Origin of the sequence: Nitratireductor rhodophyticola (assembly GCF_019891355.1) — a bacterium.
Classification (GTDB): Bacteria; Pseudomonadota; Alphaproteobacteria; order Rhizobiales; family Rhizobiaceae; genus Nitratireductor; species Nitratireductor rhodophyticola.
Map to the genome: position 1 here is coordinate 48,966 of NZ_JAHSSF010000004.1, position 18,843 is coordinate 67,808.

Below are 18,843 nucleotides of genomic sequence, written 5' to 3' on the forward strand. Positions count from 1 at the left end.
GAAACCAGCCGGAGAACGCCATGCCCGCCATTCACCGCCGCCCGCGCTGGGCCGTCGCCGAAAGCATGGCGACGCCCGAAAACGTTTTTGCCAGTCGCCGCGCAGTGCTTGCCGGGTTTGGCCTGGGTGCGATTGCCGGCGCGGGCTTCCTGCCGGGGACGGCAAGAGCTGAGACAGAGGACGCCGCCGCACGCACGGCATCCCTTTATCCCGCGGAACGCAATGAAGCCTACAGGATCGAACGTCCGCTCACGCCTGAAGACGTGAGCAGCACCTACAACAATTTCTATGAGTTCGGCTCCCACAAGCAGATCGCCCGCGCCGCTCAGGCGCTCGTCACCCACCCTTGGGACATCGAGATCGATGGTCTGGTGGAGGAGCCCACAACCATCGCGTTTGAGGATCTGGCAAAGCGCATGCCGCTCGAAGAGCGCCTCTACCGGCATCGCTGTGTCGAGGCCTGGTCGATGACGGTGCCGTGGACCGGCTTTCCGCTTCCAGCACTCGTTGCCATGGCGAAACCGCTTTCGTCCGCCCGTTACATCCGCTTCGAAACCTTTAACGATCCCGGCATTGCCGGTGGACAGAAGCAGGTCTGGTATCCCTGGCCCTATGTGGAGGGTGTGACCATGGAAGAGGCCGCAAACGACCTCGCATTCATGGTCACGGGCGCCTACGGCAAACCGCTGGCCAAGCAGTTCGGCGCACCGCTGCGGCTCGCCCTGCCCTGGAAATACGGCTTCAAATCCATCAAGTCGATCCGCCGCATTTCCTTCACCGAAAAGCGACCGGTCAGCTTCTGGGAAGAGATCGCGGCCAGCGAATATGGCTTCTGGGCGAATGTGAACCCGGATGTGCCGCATCCCCGCTGGAGCCAGGCGGAAGAACGTGTTCTGCACACGGGCGAGCGCGTGCCGACACAGCTCTTCAACGGCTACGCCGAGGAGGTCGCCGGTCTTTACAGCGGGCTCGAAGGCGAACCGCTTTATCGCTGATTTCAGCTGAAACGATGAGACAGGGCACCGGCGGTGATCCTGCTCTCACAGGAAAAGCCATGGCAGATAAAAAAAGAGCCGGATCACGGAGATCCGGCTTTAGTCATTGGAAGTGCCATATAGGCGAAACCTCCAGAGGGGAACACTCGCGGGGGCAAATGGGAGGAGAACGCCCCCGGGAGTGCTTCTCATATGGGCAATCGCCGCCTAAATAACAACCACATGTTTTTGCAATTCACCCATGCAATTTTGCATAACACCCGGTATTTCTTGAGAAATACTGCGTCAAAATGCCCAATGCCGTGATTTGGAAATAAGGAAATCGCGGAACGCGTGAAGCTTTGCCTGGTTTTTCATCACGTTCGGGTAGCAGAAATAGGTATCGAAGGACGGCACGGCGGTTTCCGGCAGGAGCTGAACCAGATCATTGCTCTTACCCACCACATAATCGGGCAGCATGGCGATGCCCGCACCACGCTGAACCGCCAGCTTGATCGACAGGATGTTGTTGATCTGCAGGGCTGTCTGACGCTTCTGCCCCTCCGGTCGCCCAGCCGTTTCCAGCCAGTTCATATCGCTCAGATGCGGCGGCACAGCCTCGCCGAAAGTCACGATCCGGTGGTTGTCCAGATCCGCGATCGACGAAGGCTTTCCATGCTTGTTCACATAGGAGGGCGACGCGAAGAGATGGAAATGCACCGTGAAGAGCTTACGCTGGATGAGGTCGGGTTGCTGCGGCTGGCGCATACGGATCGCGCAGTCGGCCTGCCGCATGGTCAGGTCCAGCTCCTCATTGTCCAGAATGAGCTGCAGCTCGATGTCCGGATAGAGTTCGATGAATTCGGGCAGCCGCTCCGTCAGCCAGCCCGTGCCGAGCCCCACCGTGGTGGAAACCTTCAACAGACCGGACGGCCGATCCTTGGCCTCGGTCAGGCGCACACGCACACTTTCAAGCTGCATCAGCACATCGTGGGCCGTGCGATAAAGCATCTCGCCCTGCTCGGTCAGCACCAGCCCGCGCGCATGCCGATGGAAGAGGGGCACACCCACTTCCAGTTCCAGCGCGCTCACCTGGCGCGAGATTGCCGACTGCGAGAGATGCAGCGTTTCAGCGGCATGCGTAAACGAGCCGGCCTCTGCGGCGGCGTGAAAAACCCTGAGCTTGTCCCAGTCCAACGCCTCGTTCTCCTCTGTCAGGCGCTTTTACCGTCATGGGCGTTTCCACCCATTCCTGTCGCTGCATCGTTCCCGGTTTATTCGGCAGCTTCTTTTTTCGTTTCCATGGCTGCCAGATATTTCTCCGCTTCCAGCGCCGCCATGCAGCCAAGCCCCGCTGCCGTCACGGCCTGGCGATAGATGTCATCGGCCACATCGCCCGCGGCAAAGACGCCCGGCACATCCGTCTGCGTCGTACCAGGCTGCGTCCAAAGATAGCCATTGGGCTTCTGCTTGAGCTTTCCTTCAAATAACTCGACAGCGGGCGCATGGCCGATCGCCACGAAGACACCGTCGACGGCAAGGTCGGAAACCGCGCCCGAATGCACGTTCTTCACCCGCACGCCCGATGCCGATGCCGGCATGGGCGGCTTGGCCGGCGTGCCGGTGATCTCCTCGACCACCGTGTCCCATAGGATCGTTACATTCTCCTTCGCCATCAGGCGCTCCTGCAGGATGCGCTCGGACCGCAATTCGTCGCGACGGTGGATCAGCGTCACCGATTTGGCGAGGTTCGAGAGATAGAGCGCTTCCTCGACAGCCGTGTTGCCGCCGCCGACAACGGCAACATCCTTGCCGCGGTAGAAGAACCCGTCGCAGGTGGCGCAGGCCGATACGCCAAAGCCCATGAAGGTCTGCTCGGAGGGCAGACCGAGCCACTTCGCCTTGGCTCCGGTGGCGATGATCAGCGCATCGCAGGTGTATTCCGTGCCCGAATCCCCCCGGAGCACGAAGGGACGTGACGACAGGTCCACATCGACGATCAGATCATTGGCGATCTCCGCGCCGACATTCTCCGCCTGGCCACGCATCTGCTCCATCAGCCACGGCCCCTGGATCGGGTCGGCAAAGCCCGGATAGTTCTCCACCTCGGTGGTGATCATGAGCTGCCCGCCCTGCTCCAGTCCGGCGACGAGAAGCGGCTTCAGCATGGCGCGCGCCGCATAGATCGCTGCCGTGTATCCGGCAGGGCCCGAACCGACAATGAGAACGGGCGTGTGACGACGTGACATGGATGAATTCCTTTCTTCCTCGCTGGACCGCAGGGATGGTCTCTCGCCTTCCTGCCGCCACTATCAACTTCAAGGCGCCATGACCGCCCTCCGGCGGAAACGCAAAATCGGACAGCGGCCTCCAGGGGCTCATCCCTAGGCTGCCATCCAAGAACAATACGGTGACATGATCTAAGTATTCACAGGCCCAAAGTGCAAGGCGAGGAACAGGTTTCCAACAGCTACCGAATGCCGCTCCCCTCCATTTCCACGCATGAGAGGCGCCCAAACGCGGTGGATAGTCCACTTTACCGGTGAATGGATTGCTTGGCTTGGCCCAGCCCTTGCCCTAATTTCGGACAGCGCGCGTGAAAGATTCTCGCGCGTTTGCAACAGAATTGGGAAACATCATGCCGCTACAGGCCGATCTTGACGCAATCGACTGGAAAATTCTGCGCGAGCTTCAGGCCGACGGCAAAATGACCAATGTGGAACTTTCCCGCCGGGTCGGCATTTCCGCTCCGCCCTGCCTTCGGCGCGTCAAGCGGCTGGAGGAAGGCGGCATCATCAAGGGCTATCGCGCCCTTCTGAATTCGCCCGCCCTTGGCTACGATGTGGTCGCCTTCTGCCTGATCGGCCTGCATTACCAGTCCGAGACCGAGCTCAAGACCTTCGCCCAGCGGACACTGCAATGGCCCATCGTGCGGCGAGCATGGATGGTCTCCGGCGATTCCGATTTCATGCTGCACTGCGTGGCAACCGACCTCACCACCTTCCAGACCTTCGTGATCGAGCAGTTAACCTCCGCGCCCAATGTAGACACCGTCCGCACCGCACTCACCATCCGCCAGGTCAAGGACGAAGGACTGGTGGCGATCGAATAGGCGCACTTGCAGCAACCGGCTATTCGTAGTTCTGAAAATCCGGAGCAGGCACCACCTGCAGAATGCGCGTGTGATATTGCAGCGTGAGCGGCGCGAGCACATCGCCGAGAAGAAAGCTCCACGGCACCGGATAGCGCGAAGGCCCATCTCCATAGTCCACGCCCGGAACCTCCTTCGGATATCGTGCCGGGTTGGCTTCAAGATGCGGAAGAAGAAGATCAAGCCTCCTTTCGACAATTGAAAGCCAACGCCGCGTGAATTCGGTCCCCGGCCGGAAGATGAATGCGCCGTTACCGATGAGAACACCACGCCGTAGTTTCAGGTACCGATAGCGCATGTTGATCTCGAGATTGAAAACTCGCCGATCAAGAAAATAGTGCTTCTCCAATGCTTTGGACTGATGAATCCTGGCGACACCGCCGGCAACCTCGGCATAGCCAGCGCCAAGAACATGACCTTTCTCGGTCGCAGAAAATGCGGGAATCCAGGAGTGAGAAATGGCTTTGATATCTGCGTAGCCACCGCCGAAATGATGCATGAAGTAGGCGCGCAGGTAATCGGATTGGTGGATCGGAGACAAAAAATGAAATGCAGGGTGAAAAGGCTTCGTGGGGACCGCAAAACTATCAAGCGTTTCGGCTGTAACAAGGTGCGTACGGCATTCGGAATTGCCGAATGTATCAAGGCAGGCGCGCCTACGCTCCGACATTTCCGCCCGGCCAAACCAGAACGCAAATATGCGGCCTACCCAATTGCCGGAAAGATCACTTCGCATCGATGAACGCATGATCAGCGAAACCCGACCTTCACGCGCTCGCGTCTCCCGATCAAAGACAAAGTTCGGTTGACCGTCGAACGGCGCTTTTTGGAAAGGGATAGAGTAAACCGTTCGAAGGTACCAAGCCGCCTCCGAACTTTTTTCTCTCGGCCTTCAATGCACGATGCGAGCCTTTCAGGCGAATTTGGAGCCAACAACGCTGCCTGTTGTATACAAATTGCTGGCGCGAGTTGATAGACAACCAAACTGTCAAACAGAGGAGATGAAACGTTAAAGAGAAAGTCATCAACAGGTTCGGAGAATGTTTCACTCGAAGAAAGCAAATGTTGAGCACAAGATCGGGAAATGACATACCCACCTGAGCAGAAATGTGACGAACGAAGTCGCCGAATTTCGCGCGCCATTATGACTCCACTTGCCCAGGTATCCAGGTACACACGTTCATCGGCCGCCTCAAGCTTCACTATATCGGCGTCCTCGGGGAGCCAACTACTATCCGTCATCACGGAAACGGCATTCTCTCCGAGAACGAGATCATCCTCCAGAACAACTGCATATTGAGAACCTTCCTGAACAAGTGCTTTCCAACACTTGCGATGGCTCAAAAAACAGCCGACTTCTCCAGCAGTTATTTTGCCCCAGCGACTTTCACCGACGACCACTTGAGCGATATCGGCACTGCTCAATTTTGGTCCGTCAACCCCTTCCATCCGCGTGAACTCAAGGCCGGCATCCAGACATAGTTCCCTCATGCGCTCCAAACGATCGCTAGAGCGCCTTAGATTTATCAGATAGATAACCATTTGCTCTCACCAGCCAGTCTGAAAAAGAGCGAAGCCCCCAGTGCAGGCAACACACCATATGACACTCGAAATATCACACCGAAATCAAACCCTACCACCGGTAAACATGCTCTGGATTGGTGGTGCCCTTGGTCCGATAGAGATCATGTCAGCGCTGAGCTTTCTCGAAGCGGGGCACAAGGTCGTTCTGCATTCATATGACCATGTCAAGAACACTCCCAGTGGCGTCGAGGAGGCGAACGCTGAAAAAGTCGTACCTAGACAGAGGATATCAGAGCTACGCCATCACAAAACGGGATCGTTCGCTCTAGCCTCGGATTATTTCCGGTTTAAGCTGCAACAGCAAGGCCTTGGCGTTTGGGCTGACCTCGACATGATATGCTTGAGGCCAATCACACTCCTCGAGGACATCTTGTTCGGAAAGGAGAGCAATACACACATAAACGGGGCGCTTCTTTACGCGAGGCAGGGACATCCAATCGTGGAAGAGGCTTTAGCCTTTTTCTATCGCCAAGGAATCCCTCCATGGACCCGAACTCGTGATGCTGTACGCCTTCGCCTCGCGCATCGCTTCCTCGGCAAAAGCATCAGCCCAGCGACCCTTCCCTGGGGATCATTCGGTCCGAAAGCCATAACCTATCTCGCAAAGAAACATGATGCATTCGACCTCGCAGCCCCAAGCGACGTCTTCTACCCCATCAATTTCCGAGAAGCGCCAGTTCTATATGATGCTTCAAGAAATTTGGATGAATTCTGCACAGAACGAACCAAAACCGTCCATCTATGGAATGAGGTTCTCAGGAGCGCAGGCTTGAAGTCCCAGCGTCCGCCGAGTGCTTCACCACTAGCAACCCTTTTTAGACGATTTAATGTTTAATTTAAAAATAATAATTCTACCTAAAACCGATACGAGCCCACCGATTATTTGTAAAAACATCTTCAATTTTTTCTTTTATTTTTTTTATTATTTTTTTAAAAAATCTACAAATTTTTCTAAATAAAATTCGAACAATTGATGATTTTTTTACACCACTTTCGATATGCAAACGCTCTTTAAAAAGAGAACTTCCTAGGACACGGTCATTCTTTAAAAAAACTTCCTGTATCGCCGGAGACGGGTCGATCTGGTAAATTCCAAAACTCTTTTTATGGAACAATCCGGAACTGTAGAGGAATTGGTCGACTGGATCGCAGAAGACACGAGAATTGGTGTGCAATACTTGTGCGCAGCTCCGAGATATCAGATACGCGCCGGCTCCCGCTCGCGCAACGCGCAGCGGATGCACCTTTCGACCGGCAACCGTAGAGACCGCAGCCTTTCCAATCAGCGTCTTGGGCCTGCACGCCTCCAGCCTCACAACACCGGCGCCCTCGGGAATCCATCCATCGTCGCCGAAAATCGCCGCTGCATTCTCGCCGAGGAAAATATCGTCCTCACAGACGATCGTATAAGCGTCCTCGCTTTTCGCCGCGATCTCCCAGCACTTGCGGTGCGAAAGAAAACAGGCGATCTCGCCCGCTCCCAATTCATAAAAACGCGGTTTCCCCGTACGTCCCGCCTTGAGTTGCTCCGGCGAAAGCAGTTTTGCATCCACCGCCTTCACCACCTCGAAATCGAGACCCTGCTCGCCGAAGACCCTGCGCATATGCGCCAGGCGCGCCGTCTCCCGTTCCAGATTGATGACAAGCGTCTTCATCGCCGTTCCACCTCTGTCTCGCACCAGTCTCGCGAGTATTTCTGCACCCGGCGGCGATAGATGAAACGGCTCCACTCCCGCCAAAGGCGTTCGCCAGGGCTGCGCCGCGCCTTCCCCGACGCGCTGACGGTACTGCCGCCGATTTCGGCCGACTGGTCGCTTATGCCTGACGGCACGACACAGAAGGGCGCGATACCAGTCACCCAGCGCATCTGCAAAAACGTGTCGACCGGCCGGTCGAAACGCTCCGTCAGGGCGAGAAGATGCTGTGCCGCCTCGCGTGTCACAAGCTGCGCCACGGTGCCAAGTTGCGAAACCTGCGGAGCCACAAGCCGAACCTCACCGTCCCGCGCCACGTCCCGCATCCTGCCGCGAACCGGGCTTATGCGAAACTGCACATACGCTTTCCCCACACAGGCACGCTTTGCCAAATCCAGACAGCGCCCGAAAAGCGGCATGTCGAGCGCCACATCGTCCTCGACGATCAGCCCCGCATCAAGCCGGCGTTCCACGATCATACGCCACACCTTCCGGTGCGAGAGAAAACAGGCGATTTCGGATTGCCGTAACGCAAATGGATAGGCCGGCTGATGCAGCCCCGTCACATAGTGCCGGCCGACCTCGTCATCGCCGAGCGCCTGACCGTCCACAGCGTCCACAACATGGGTTTCGACAGGCAGCGACGCGAGCAGATGCTCCACCTGCGGGCGACGCGCCATCGCACGCCTCAAATGAACGATGAAACCTTCGATTTTCATCTGGAGGCCTCTCGCCACAATTCCGCATAAAGCGCATTCAGCGCCTGCGCTTCCCCCTCAAGGGGAAAATGCCGGCGCGCATGCGCCAGCGCTGCGCGCGCCGCGGTGCTCCGCAGCGCCTCGTCATCCATATAGCGCCCCGCGGCGGCGATCATCGCAGCCGGATCGTCAACCGGCACGAGCGCCCCCGCATCACTGCCCTCAAGCTGCTCGGAAAAAGCCCCCACATCCGTTGCGACAACGGGAACGCCCGTCGCCATCGCCTCAAGTGGCGTCAGTCCGAACCCCTCCCAGCGCTGCGGCGCGATAAAAAGCGAAAGCGCTCGATACCAGTCCGGAATATCCGAACGCGTACCGACGAATAGAATGCGCTCGGCGAGCCCCGCTGCCCGCACGCGCTCTTTCAGTTCCGCCTCGAAATCGGCGTGCGGTCCGGTTGCCTGACCGGCAACAATCGCCGACCAGCCGGGGCGCTCCGGCAGGAGCGCAATCATCGCATCGACGAAAAGGTCCGTGCCCTTCTGGCGCCGCACGCGGCCAAAACAGCCGACATAGCGCTGATCGCTCGCCATCCCCACCGCTGCCGCCCCCTCGCCGGGGCTCGAAGGCGGCGAAAAACGGCCGGTATCGATGCCGTGCATCACCACGCGGCTGGAAACCCGGAGATAGCCGGCCGTCTTGCGGCTTGTGGCCACCACCCGGTCCATGCGGCGGATCAAAAACCGGGTCCAGCGCGTATGTTCGCGCTGCGAGGCGGACGTGAAAACAAGTTTCACCGGTGCACGAAAGATATCCCGCAAAACCACACCGGCCAGCATTTCCGGATTGCGCCGCGCATGCCAGATGCGAGACGGCCTGTTCGCGGGCCTGCGCAACAGGCCCGGCACCTGCCACCAGCGCAGTCTGGGCAGCGTATCGGGAAGCCCCGGCCCCAGAGTGGCAATCGAGAGTGATTTTGCCTGCTCCGGCACAAGCTGCACGATCGTGCTGGTCACGCCCGAAAGCCGCTTCTTGAAATTGGGGGCCACCACATCCACGTCACGGACGCGGACCCGATGGCCGCTTGCGGGCATCTTGCCGGACATGGTCAGCCGTAGCGGACTTCCACCACCTCATAGCCCCGCGCACCGCCCGGAGCATTCACCTCGATGGAATCGCCCACCGCCTTGCCGATCAGCGCCCGCGCGATAGGCGAGGAGATGGAAATGCGGCCCGACTTCACATCGGCTTCCTGGTCGCCGACGATCTGATAGGTCTTTTCCTCTTCAGTATCCTCGTCGACGAGCATCACCGTGGCGCCGAACTTGATCGTGTCGCCGGAAAGCTTTGTCACGTCGATGACTTCGGCACGTGCGATAAAGTCTTCCAGTTCTCCGATGCGGCCCTCATTGAGGCTCTGTGCTTCCTTGGCGGCGTGGTATTCCGCATTCTCCGAAAGGTCGCCATGGGCGCGCGCCTCGGCGATCGCCTCAATGATGCGTGGCCGCTCTTCCTGCTGGCGCCAGCGCAGCTCTTCCTTCAACGCCGCAGCTCCGGCAAGCGTCATTGGGACCTTGTTCATTTCATTCACCTTCCAGACATGAAGGCAGGAAGACCCCACACGCGCCACGCGAAGTGCCGTCCTGCCGCCGGTGCAGACATAAAAAGAAACGGTCCGAAAGCGTCTGCCTACGGAACCGTTTCGTATGACCTGTCCCAATATAACAAGCCGGTGACGATTTTCACGCAAATTTTTGCGTATCCGTCTTCCAGCAGCCGATTGCGCACATGTGCGTTGCCTTGTCCGGCGGCACTCAAAACCTATCTCTTGATAAAACCGAAAACGGGAGACACCTTGATGCAGGATCAGTTCCTCCGCACTGCCCTCGCTGCCAGCCTCCTGGCGTTACCGGGCGCCGCCGCGGCCAAAACCTTCGTCACGCAGGCGGTCACCGTGGAGGCAGAAACACTTGCCCGCGGTCTCTCAAATCCCTGGGGTCTTGATTTCCTGCCCGACGGAAGCGCGCTCGTTACCGAACGTTCCGGCCAGTTGCGCCTCTTCGCCAATGGCACCCTCTCGGAGCCGATCCCCGGCGTACCCGAGGTGGCCGTGGTCGGACAGGGTGGATTGCTGGACGTCGCCGTCTCGCCCGACTTCGCCGAGACGGGAGTGATCTTCCTTTCCTTCTCGGAACCCGGCGAAGGCGGCGCAGGCACGGCAATCGCCCGCGCCAGACTGGTAAGAAACGAAGGGGCAGCCCGCCTTGAGGACGTCACCACCATTTTCTCCATGAACCGCAAGAGCGCGGCGGGTCAGCATTTCGGTTCCCGCATCGTGCTGCACCCCGACGGCACGCTCTTCTTCACCATCGGCGACCGGGGCGAAGGCGACAGGGCGCAGGATCCCGCCGACCATGCCGGCTCGGTGCTCAGGATCAATCGCGACGGCACGGTACCCGAAGACAATCCCTTCGCCGGCAGCACGGACACCGCACCGGAAATCTGGTCCATGGGCCATCGAAATCCGCAGGGTGCCGTCTTCGACCCCGTGACCCGCGCGGTGTGGACGGTCGAGCACGGTGCGCGCGGCGGCGACGAGGTCAATCGCCCCGAAGCCGGCAGGAATTACGGCTGGCCGGTCATCTCCTACGGCGTCAACTACAGCGGCACCAAGATCGGCGTGGGCAGCGAGGCACCCGGTTACGAGCAGCCCGAATATTACTGGGACCCGTCCATCGCGCCATCGGGCACAGCGGTCTATCAGGGCGAAATGTTTCCCGAATGGCAGGGAGACTTCCTTGTCGCAGCGCTGAAGTACCATCTCGTCGCGCGCCTGGATCGGGACGAAAATGGCGGCATCACCGACGAGGAGCGCCTCTTCAAGGGGGCTTTCGGGCGCATACGCGATGTCAATGTCGCACCCGATGGCTCGCTCTGGCTTTTGACCGACGAACGCCGGGGCGAGATCATTCGCATATTCCGCGCCGGGGAATAGCCTGCACGGATCTGGCCCATAGGAGGCAGGGGCCGCGGCCCTTGCGCGCTGCGCACGCGCTCCGTAAGACAAACGCGTTTCCTCCTGTCCGGATATACGCATGACACGGGTTCAGGCCAATCTTCTGTTGCTTCTCGCCGGTGCCATGTGGGGCATGGGCTTCGTCGCCCAGTCGACCGCGATGGATGCCATTGGCCCGTTCCTGTTCATCGGCCTGCGCTTTGCCATCGCCTGTCTTTCCATGCTGCCCTTCGCCATGTGGGAAGCCCGGCGCAGCACGGGAGCGCTAACCTTCATCGACAAGCGGAACTTCCTGGTCATCGGCCTGCTTCTGTTCGCAGGCATGGCGGCGCAGCAGGTTGGTCTTTTGACCACGAGCGTCACCAATTCCGGTTTCCTGACCGGTCTTTACGTGGTCATGGTGCCGTTTCTGGCGGTGCTTCTCTTCCGTCAATGGCCGCACACTGTGGTCTGGCCGGCGGCCCTTTCCGCGCTTGCCGGCATCTGGCTGCTTTCGGGCGCAGGCAGCGTCGCGCTGACAACCGGCGACTGGCTGACCATCGTCTGTGCCCTCTTCTGGGCGCTGCAGGTCATCATGATCGGCAGAAGCGCCAGCCACACCGGCCGCCCCGTCACACTGTCGGTCAGCCAGTTCGGCATCACCGCAGTCATCGCGCTCGCCATTGCCGGTCTTGTCGAGCCCATCGATCTGTCCGCAGTGCGCACCGCCCTGCCGGAAATCCTCTATGCGGGCATCTTTTCCGGCGGCATCGCCTTCACGCTTCAGGTCATCGGCCAGCGCTACACCACGGCCCCGCAGGCCGCGATCTTCCTGTCCACAGAAGCCGTCTTCGCCGCACTCTTCGGCGCGATCTTCCTCGGCGAACGCCTGCCCGCGCTCGGTCTGGCGGGCTGCGGTCTGATCTTCGCTGCGATCCTCGCGGTCGAGATCGTGCCGGCCCTGCGCAACAGGCAGCGCAGCGTCGCCTGAGCGGCATCATCAACAAAACGTCGCGCATTCAACGCGTTCTGCGCTATCATGCCCCTGATTGCCCGGAGGATAGGCCCGTGCAGAGACCGGTTGAACGCGAATGGGAGCTTTCGATAGACCCGGAAACCGTGCGCTTGCTGGCAGGCAAGGCACGGGCCATCAGTGCCGCGCTCAACACCGACTACGATGGCGGGCATGAGCATGAAGTCGAGATTGATGGCGATGCACGCGACCGACACCAGCATGACGGGCTCATCGAGGAAGAGGAAGAAGACCTCACAGAAGAGGAATTCCGCGAGCTCGTGGCAGACCTCAACGTGGACGAGCTTGCCGACCTGGTCGCGCTGGCATGGATCGGCCGCGGTGACTACGACGTAAGCGAATGGGCGAATGCCGTCGCCGACGCAAGACAGCATGGTGCAAAGCACGTCGCCACCTATCTTCTGGGAATGCCGATGCTGTGCGACTGGCTGATCGACGGTCTGGACGCGCTCGGCGCATCCTGACACGCTCCGAAACACACCGTTATTTCCCGATCAGCGGTCGCTGGGGCAAACATCAGGCATGATCGTTCTCTTAGCCGTTCGAAGTGCGCTGACGGCCATGCTCCTGTGCGCACTGGTTCCCGTCCTGTCCTCAAGCAATGCAGACGCCGCAGAGGCGGCCCCGTCCGTGCCTCTGCCGGCAACGGGCCCCATTCCGCAGGCCCGCGGAGAGGTACGGCGATCGGAAATGTCAGTGATCGTTCCGATCCCCTCGCCCCGGCCCGAGGAAAAAACCCAACCGCAAAAGCCACCCGCACCCTACAAACCCGGCCGCATGCCCGGACAGGAAACCACCTGCCGCCGCGCCCTCACGAAACTCGGCGTTTCGTTCTCCGACCGGCCATCGATCTCCGAGGCAGCCGGCTGCGCCATTCCCCATCCGCTGGTCATCACGCGACTTTCCAGAAAGATCGCGCTGCAACCGGAGGCCACGCTCAACTGTGCGACGGCCCTCGCACTCGCACGCTTTTTTTCGGAGGAGGTCCCGCCACTCGCCCGAAGTCATCTGAAGCAGCCGGTCACGACCGTTCGCCATGCCTCGGCCTATGTCTGCCGGTCGCGGCGCGGATTGCAGAAGCTTTCCGAGCATGCCTTCGGCAACGCCTTCGACATCGCCGCCTTCACCCTGGCCGACGGCACGCAACTCGACGTCGCCCGACAGCCCAGCCCGAAAAGCGGAAGAGCGCGGTTTCTCAAGGCGTTCCGCACAGCCGCCTGCGGTCCCTTCAAGACCGTTCTCGGCCCGGGTTCCAACGCCGACCACGCCAATCATTTTCACCTCGATCTGCAAAAGCGCCGGAACAACTCTCTGTATTGCAAGTAGCTGGTGACCCACACGCCACAATCGGGTCACAGGTCTGAACACCCCCGCTGACCTTTCCTTTACCTTGTCTGGCTAGGCTTGCTGCCGTGAAAGAGCGTATGAGGCTGGCGGGGCGTGTTCATGGTGGGTATTCGTATTGGCAAGTCGATTGGAGGGCCGCTGCGCGCGCGTATGCTGCTCGCGGCGGCCGGTGCGACGCTTGTTGCCCTCTCCGCCTGCTCGGTCAGCGATGTCATGTCGCCGCGTCCCTCCGTGGATATCGGCGTGCAGACCGCGGCAGTGCCTGTCGCCCGTCTTGCCCCGGCTCCCGCTGCGCCAGTGCCCCAAGCGGCGACACCATCCGTCTCCGCCTCCACACCCACGCCCGACAGCACGAAAGGCCTGCAGGCACTCGTTCCCTCAAACCCGATGATGGTTTCCTACCCGCGCTTCACCCTGCCGCGCAGCGAAAGTTCGGCCCGCGTCATGCCGCCGGAAGAGGTCGCCTGTCGCCGCCGCCTCAAGCGGCTTGGGGTCAAATATCAGGACCTCGAACCCATCAACGATGGCGGCGCCTGCCGCATCGACTGGCCCGTCAAGGTCAGCGGCCTGTCCGGCAACATCGAAATGGCGCCCGCCGCCACGCTCAACTGTCAGATGGCCGAGACCTTTGCCCGCTGGACCAAAAGCGAGCTCGCACCGGCCGCACGCAAGCGCTACCTCACCGGTATCGGCAAGATCCGTCAGGGCTCAAGTTATTCCTGCCGGCGCATCGCCGGCACCAGCGTTGCCTCCGAGCACTCCAAGGGCAACGCACTCGACGTAATGAGCATCCAATTGAAGAATGGCCGCGAGATCGATGTGCGCAAGCCCGGCTTCTTCGCGTTCCGCCAGCGCGGTCTGCTCAACACGGTGCGCGCCGAGGGCTGCGACTATTTCACGACGGTTCTCGGTCCCGGCTACAACTACGATCACCGCGATCACTTCCACTTCGACCTGAAAGGCCGCCGCAACGGCTATCGCGCCTGTAAATAGCGCCCTTTCTGGACACAATGCAGTCTCGCGCCGTTCACCCCGGAGTGCTAAAGAGCAGCCATGCTCATTGTCGAAATCGTCATTCTCTTCGTCCTTATCCTCTTCAACGGCTTCATGGCCATGTCGGAGCTGGCCGTTGTGTCGGCCAGACCCGCCCGGTTGAAGTCCCGGGCCGAACAGGGCCAGCGCGGCGCCGCCCGCGCCCTTGCACTGTCGGCTGATCCCGGCCGTTTCCTTTCCACGGTCCAGATCGGCATCACCCTGGTCGGCGTGCTCTCCGGCGCCTTCTCCGGCGCAACGCTCGGCACACGCCTGTCCGACTGGCTCGTCATGCAGGGCGTTTCGCAAGGCGTGGCAAACCCGCTGGGCGTCGGCCTGGTCGTGGCCCTGATCACCTATGTATCGCTGATCGTCGGCGAGCTTGTTCCAAAGCAGATCGCGCTGAAGAATGCCGAAGGTATCGCCGTCAAGGTAGCGCCGATCATGGGCCTCCTGTCGCGCATCACCCTGCCGCTCGTGTGGCTGCTCGATGTGTCGGGCCGGCTGGTCCTGGCACTGCTCGGCCAGGGCGCGGAATCGAGCCAGCGCGTGACCGACGAAGAAATCCGCACACTCATCGCCGAGGCCGAAACCAGCGGCACCATCGCATCCGACGAGCGTCGCATGATTGCAGGTGTCATGCGCCTTGCCGACCGCAAGGCCCGTGCCATCATGACGCCGCGCGGCGAGATCGACTGGCTCGATCTGACAGCGGATGAAGCGGCACTGGCGGATGATGTCAGGGAGTCCGGTCACTCCCTTCTTCCCGCCGGCGAAGGGTCCATCGATGAGATCGCCGGTGTGGTCAAGCTGCGCGACCTGCTTGCCGTCCAGCTATCGGGCGAAGCACTGGATATCCGGACGCATGTTCTGCCAGCACCGATCGTTCACGATATGGCCGACGCGCTCGATGTGCTTTCCGTCCTGCGCGAAGCGGCAGTGCCGATGGCACTGGTGCACGACGAGCACGGCCATTTCGAAGGCATCGTGACGCCCTCCGACATTCTGGAGGCCATTGCCGGCCTTTTTCGTGCCGATGCCGAGGAAGGCGAGATGGACATCGTCGAGCGCGCCGACGGCTCCTGGCTCCTGCCCGGCTCCATGCCCGCCGACGAGATGGCCGACCATCTGGGCTTCACCCTTCCCGCAGAGCGCACCTACACCACGCTCGCAGGCTTCCTGCTCAACGAGTTCACGCATCTGCCGAAGACCGGCGAAAGCACCGACGCGATGGGCTGGCGTTTCGAGATCATGGATCTGGACAATCGCCGGATCGACCGCGTGCTTGCAACGAAACTCGACGAGGTGGCCGAGGCGTAGACCTCAGTCTTCGGGTGGGACCGGGGTGGGCCTGCCATTGGCGTCGAGCGCCACCATCACAAAATCTGCATGGGTGACCATTTCCATGGTCGGCGACAGGTAGCGCTGTGCCCATGCTTCGACCTTGAGCCGGATCGACGTGCGCCCCACCCCCTCGATATGGGTGTAGATGCACAACGTGTCGCCAACCTTCATCGGCTTGGCGAAGGCCATTTCCTTCACACCGGCCGTCACCACGCGGCCATGGGCGCGTTCGGCGGCGCGAATGCCGCTCGCGAGGTCCATCTGCGCCATGACCCAGCCACCGAAAATATCGCCGGCGGCATTGGCGTCACCTGGCATCGCCTGCGTACGAAGCGTCAGATCGCCCGTGGGTGTTTCCGGTGCATTCATGACCTGTCATTCCCCCTTTTTTGAACGTCATCCGGCGTAGCCCCGACAGGTCTCCCGGTCAACAAACGCGGGCGCATGGCACCTCTTCCGTTGACGCATGGTTGCCCTTCGGTGTCGTATCTGCGTTGCACCCATGATGAACTTGCGGCTTTAATTCGGATTGCACGCATTCCAGCGAGGTTTCCATGCAGATCAAGGCCGCCATATGCCGGGCGTTCGGCAAACCCCTCACGATCGAAACGCTCGAGCTCGCTCCGCCACGGCGGGGTGAAGTTCTCGTCGACCTCAAAGCCTGTGCCATCTGCCACTCCGACATCTCTTATGCCGAGGGCGCCTGGGGCGGCGATCTCCCGGCTGTCTACGGCCACGAGGCAGCCGGCGTGGTTTCCGCAGTGGGCCCCGGCGTCACCGGTGTTGTGCCTGGCGATCATGTCGTCGTCACGCTCATCCGCTCCTGCGGCCATTGCCACTATTGCGCGCGTCAGAGCCTGGTCATGTGCGAGGAGGTTTTCCCGCTCGATCAGCAAGGCCCCCTCGCCTTTGCCGATGGCGGCGCCTGCGAGCAGGGGCTGCGCACAGGCGCTTTTGCCGAAAAAGTGGTCGTTCACGAAAGCCAGCTCGCCCATGTTCCGGCCGACATGCCATTCGACGTCGCCTCGCTCCTTGCCTGCGGTGTCATCACCGGCTTTGGCGCGGTCACCAACACGGCCCACGTCTCCGCCGGCCACGCGGTGGCTATCGTTGGCTGCGGCGGCGTCGGACTCAATGCCATTCAGGGTGCGGCACTCGCCGGCGCGAGTCCGGTCATCGCGCTTGATCTCAGTGACGACAAGCTGACAGCGGCCCGCGAATTCGGCGCCACCCACGCGTTCAGCCCCGCCGATCCCGATCACGCGAAGGCGATCAAAACGCTCACACAGGGGCGTGGCGTGGATTTCGTCTTCGTCACCGTGGGCGTCGAGGCAGCGCTTGCCAGCGCCCCGCGCTATATAACCCGCAACGGTTCTGTCATCGTTGTCGGCATGCCGGCCAATGGCGTGCGCATCCCCTATGATCCGGGCAAGCTTGCTGCACTCAACCAGAAGATCATCGGTTCCAAGATGGGCGAAACGCGCATCCGCCACGACATACCCATCCTAGTCGAGCATTATCAGAAGGGCCGGCTGAAACTCGATGAACTCATCACCGCCCGTTACAGGCTCGAGGAGATCAACGAGGCGATTGCCGCCGTGAAGAACGGACAGGCCCTGCGCAATGTGGTGATCTTCGAATGAAGATTGCCGAAGCCAGAACCTTCGTCACCGCAAACCCGCCACCGCATGTGGGCGGGCGCTATTTCATCTTTGTGAAGCTCGTCACCGATGGCGGTGTGGTTGGCTATGGCGAGGCCTACTCCGCCGCCTTCGGCCCACAACTCACCGCACGCATGATCGAAGACGTGGCCGAACGGTACCTGATCGGCCACGACCCGCACGACATCGAAACCTTCTTTCGCCGCGCCTATTCCTCCGGCTTCAGCCAGCGGCCCGATCCAACACTGATGGGGTGCGTGTCCGCCCTCGAAATGGCGTGCTGGGACATCATCGGCAAGGAGGCGGGCAAACCGGTCTACAAGCTGCTCGGCGGAAAGGTGCATGAGCGGCTGCGCAGCTACACCTATCTCTACCCTGCCACGGGCAGCGCCGTACCGAGCGAGACCGATAGCGAACGCAATGTCTACAACGATCCCGACCTTGCCGCCGAAGCCGCATTGGCCTGCCTTGCGCAGGGTTTTGACGCGGTCAAATTCGATCCGGCGGGCCCATACACCGCCTTCGGCGGCCATCAGCCGCGCCAAAGCGATATCGACCTTTCCATACGCATGGTTGCCGCGGTGCGCGAAGCTGTCGGCAGGCGCGCCGACATCCTGTTCGGCACCCACGGCCAGTTCACACCGTCGGGTGCGATCCGCATGGCCCGCGCGCTCGAACCCTATGATCCGCTCTGGTTCGAGGAGCCTGTTCCTCCGGACAGTCCCGAAGCCATGGCGCAGGTCGCACGTGGAACCACGATCCCCATCGCCACGGGGGAAAGACTCACCACGAAGTATGAATTTGCCCAGCTTCTCAGCCTTGGCGCCGCCGGCATCTTCCAGCCCAATCTCGGCCGGTCAGGAGGCCTTCTTGAAACGAAGAAGATCGCGGCTATGGCAGAAGCTCATCATGTTCAGATCGCGCCGCACTGCTATTGCGGCCCCATTGTCGCTGCCGCAAACATCCAGCTCGCCGTCACCCTTCCCAATTTCCTGATCCTGGAAGCGATCCGCACCTTCGACGGTTTTCACGCTCGATTGCTCAAACAGAAAATTCGCTGGGAGGATGGTTTTGTCATTCCATCGAGAGAACCGGGGCTTGGTGTCGAGCTTGACGAAAACGTCGCCGAAGCTCACCCCTATGAGGGTGGCGAGCTGCATCTCCAGGCGACGCAGGCACCGATCTCGGCAAAATAGCAGGCCGGATTTCCGATTCGTTTTCAGAAACTTGCCGCGACAAAATGAATCATCGCGCAAGAAACCTGAATCAACACATCAGGTACTTGAATCGATACGTGAAGTTTACGGTTGCTGCCGGGGTTCACAAACCA

Annotated in this window: 20 protein-coding genes; 11 read left to right on the plus strand and 9 right to left on the minus strand. The window is 60.5% G+C overall.

The window, feature by feature from the left end; translation table 11 throughout:
• Positions 1 to 20: 20 nt before the first annotated feature.
• Positions 21 to 995 (plus strand): protein-methionine-sulfoxide reductase catalytic subunit MsrP, encoded by a 975-nt coding sequence (gene msrP, locus KUG85_RS15605; RefSeq protein WP_223005918.1) that lies wholly within the window; start codon positions 21 to 23, stop codon positions 993 to 995.
• 285 nt (positions 996 to 1,280) lie between these two features.
• Here msrP and KUG85_RS15610 read toward each other — a convergent pair whose 3' ends face one another.
• Together KUG85_RS15610 and trxB are read right to left on the minus strand one after the other, a co-directional pair.
• Complete coding sequence (locus tag KUG85_RS15610; protein WP_025030692.1) at positions 1,281 to 2,171, minus strand: LysR family transcriptional regulator; 891 nt, start codon at positions 2,169 to 2,171, stop codon at positions 1,281 to 1,283.
• Between the two features lie 77 nt (positions 2,172 to 2,248).
• The gene (trxB, locus tag KUG85_RS15615; RefSeq protein ID WP_223005919.1) at positions 2,249 to 3,223 is read right to left on the minus strand and encodes a thioredoxin-disulfide reductase; all 975 of its coding nucleotides are present in this window, start codon (positions 3,221 to 3,223) and stop codon (positions 2,249 to 2,251) included.
• Between the two features lie 389 nt (positions 3,224 to 3,612).
• Between trxB and KUG85_RS15620 the strand changes: the two genes are divergently transcribed.
• Complete coding sequence (locus KUG85_RS15620; RefSeq protein WP_223005921.1) at positions 3,613 to 4,086, plus strand: Lrp/AsnC family transcriptional regulator; 474 nt, start codon at positions 3,613 to 3,615, stop codon at positions 4,084 to 4,086.
• Between the two features lie 19 nt (positions 4,087 to 4,105).
• Here KUG85_RS15620 and KUG85_RS15625 read toward each other — a convergent pair whose 3' ends face one another.
• A complete protein-coding gene (locus KUG85_RS15625; protein ID WP_223005923.1) occupies positions 4,106 to 4,861 on the minus strand; it encodes a glycosyltransferase family 32 protein in 756 nt (251 codons plus the stop codon).
• A gap of 14 nt (positions 4,862 to 4,875) precedes the next feature.
• The gene (locus tag KUG85_RS15630; protein WP_223005924.1) at positions 4,876 to 5,667 is read right to left on the minus strand and encodes a glycosyltransferase family 25 protein; all 792 of its coding nucleotides are present in this window, start codon (positions 5,665 to 5,667) and stop codon (positions 4,876 to 4,878) included.
• 58 nt (positions 5,668 to 5,725) lie between these two features.
• Between KUG85_RS15630 and KUG85_RS15635 the strand changes: the two genes are divergently transcribed.
• Positions 5,726 to 6,544, plus strand: coding sequence for a hypothetical protein (locus KUG85_RS15635; protein WP_223005926.1), 819 nt, complete (start codon positions 5,726 to 5,728; stop codon positions 6,542 to 6,544).
• Positions 6,545 to 6,560: 16 nt separating this feature from the next.
• Here KUG85_RS15635 and KUG85_RS15640 read toward each other — a convergent pair whose 3' ends face one another.
• From KUG85_RS15640 to greA, 4 genes are read right to left on the minus strand one after another with little or no spacing between them, the layout of a single operon-like run.
• A complete protein-coding gene (locus KUG85_RS15640; protein ID WP_223005927.1) occupies positions 6,561 to 7,364 on the minus strand; it encodes a glycosyltransferase family 25 protein in 804 nt (267 codons plus the stop codon).
• On the minus strand, positions 7,361 to 8,122 hold the full coding sequence (locus KUG85_RS15645; RefSeq protein ID WP_223005928.1) for a glycosyltransferase family 25 protein: 762 nt from the start codon (positions 8,120 to 8,122) through the stop codon (positions 7,361 to 7,363). The genes KUG85_RS15640 and KUG85_RS15645 overlap by 4 nt, the downstream gene beginning before the upstream one ends.
• Positions 8,119 to 9,207 (minus strand): glycosyltransferase family 4 protein, encoded by a 1,089-nt coding sequence (locus KUG85_RS15650; protein ID WP_223005929.1) that lies wholly within the window; start codon positions 9,205 to 9,207, stop codon positions 8,119 to 8,121. Before KUG85_RS15650 ends, KUG85_RS15645 begins: the two co-directional genes overlap by 4 nt.
• Before the next feature lie 2 nt (positions 9,208 to 9,209).
• Positions 9,210 to 9,683 carry a transcription elongation factor GreA gene (gene greA / locus KUG85_RS15655; protein WP_007010482.1) on the minus strand — a complete coding sequence of 158 codons (474 nt, stop codon included), beginning with the start codon at positions 9,681 to 9,683 and terminating at the stop codon, positions 9,210 to 9,212.
• A gap of 276 nt (positions 9,684 to 9,959) precedes the next feature.
• On the opposite strand from greA, the gene KUG85_RS15660 reads away from it, so the two are divergent.
• The 6 genes from KUG85_RS15660 (at position 9,960) to KUG85_RS15685 (ending at position 15,828) form a co-directional block, all read left to right on the plus strand.
• Complete coding sequence (locus tag KUG85_RS15660; protein WP_223005930.1) at positions 9,960 to 11,096, plus strand: PQQ-dependent sugar dehydrogenase; 1,137 nt, start codon at positions 9,960 to 9,962, stop codon at positions 11,094 to 11,096.
• A 100-nt stretch (positions 11,097 to 11,196) separates the two neighbouring features.
• Entirely contained in the window at positions 11,197 to 12,087 is an 891-nt protein-coding gene (locus KUG85_RS15665) for a DMT family transporter (RefSeq protein WP_065814837.1), read from the plus strand.
• A 77-nt stretch (positions 12,088 to 12,164) separates the two neighbouring features.
• The gene (locus tag KUG85_RS15670; protein WP_025030685.1) at positions 12,165 to 12,593 is read left to right on the plus strand and encodes a DUF3775 domain-containing protein; all 429 of its coding nucleotides are present in this window, start codon (positions 12,165 to 12,167) and stop codon (positions 12,591 to 12,593) included.
• 58 nt (positions 12,594 to 12,651) lie between these two features.
• The gene (locus KUG85_RS15675; protein WP_223005932.1) at positions 12,652 to 13,455 is read left to right on the plus strand and encodes an extensin-like domain-containing protein; all 804 of its coding nucleotides are present in this window, start codon (positions 12,652 to 12,654) and stop codon (positions 13,453 to 13,455) included.
• 120 nt (positions 13,456 to 13,575) lie between these two features.
• Complete coding sequence (locus KUG85_RS15680) at positions 13,576 to 14,469, plus strand: extensin-like domain-containing protein (RefSeq protein ID WP_407673680.1); 894 nt, start codon at positions 13,576 to 13,578, stop codon at positions 14,467 to 14,469.
• A 60-nt stretch (positions 14,470 to 14,529) separates the two neighbouring features.
• The gene (locus tag KUG85_RS15685) at positions 14,530 to 15,828 is read left to right on the plus strand and encodes a hemolysin family protein (protein ID WP_223005933.1); all 1,299 of its coding nucleotides are present in this window, start codon (positions 14,530 to 14,532) and stop codon (positions 15,826 to 15,828) included.
• Between the two features lie 3 nt (positions 15,829 to 15,831).
• Here the strand turns inward: KUG85_RS15685 and KUG85_RS15690 are convergent, their stop codons facing one another.
• Entirely contained in the window at positions 15,832 to 16,221 is a 390-nt protein-coding gene (locus KUG85_RS15690) for an acyl-CoA thioesterase (protein ID WP_007010475.1), read from the minus strand.
• 185 nt (positions 16,222 to 16,406) lie between these two features.
• On the opposite strand from KUG85_RS15690, the gene KUG85_RS15695 reads away from it, so the two are divergent.
• Together KUG85_RS15695 and KUG85_RS15700 are read left to right on the plus strand one after the other, a co-directional pair.
• The gene (locus tag KUG85_RS15695; protein WP_223005935.1) at positions 16,407 to 17,495 is read left to right on the plus strand and encodes a Zn-dependent alcohol dehydrogenase; all 1,089 of its coding nucleotides are present in this window, start codon (positions 16,407 to 16,409) and stop codon (positions 17,493 to 17,495) included.
• Positions 17,492 to 18,709, plus strand: a complete 1,218-nt coding sequence (locus tag KUG85_RS15700) for a mandelate racemase/muconate lactonizing enzyme family protein (protein ID WP_223005936.1) — start codon at positions 17,492 to 17,494, stop codon at positions 18,707 to 18,709. The genes KUG85_RS15695 and KUG85_RS15700 overlap by 4 nt, the downstream gene beginning before the upstream one ends.
• Positions 18,710 to 18,843: the final 134 nt, after the last annotated feature.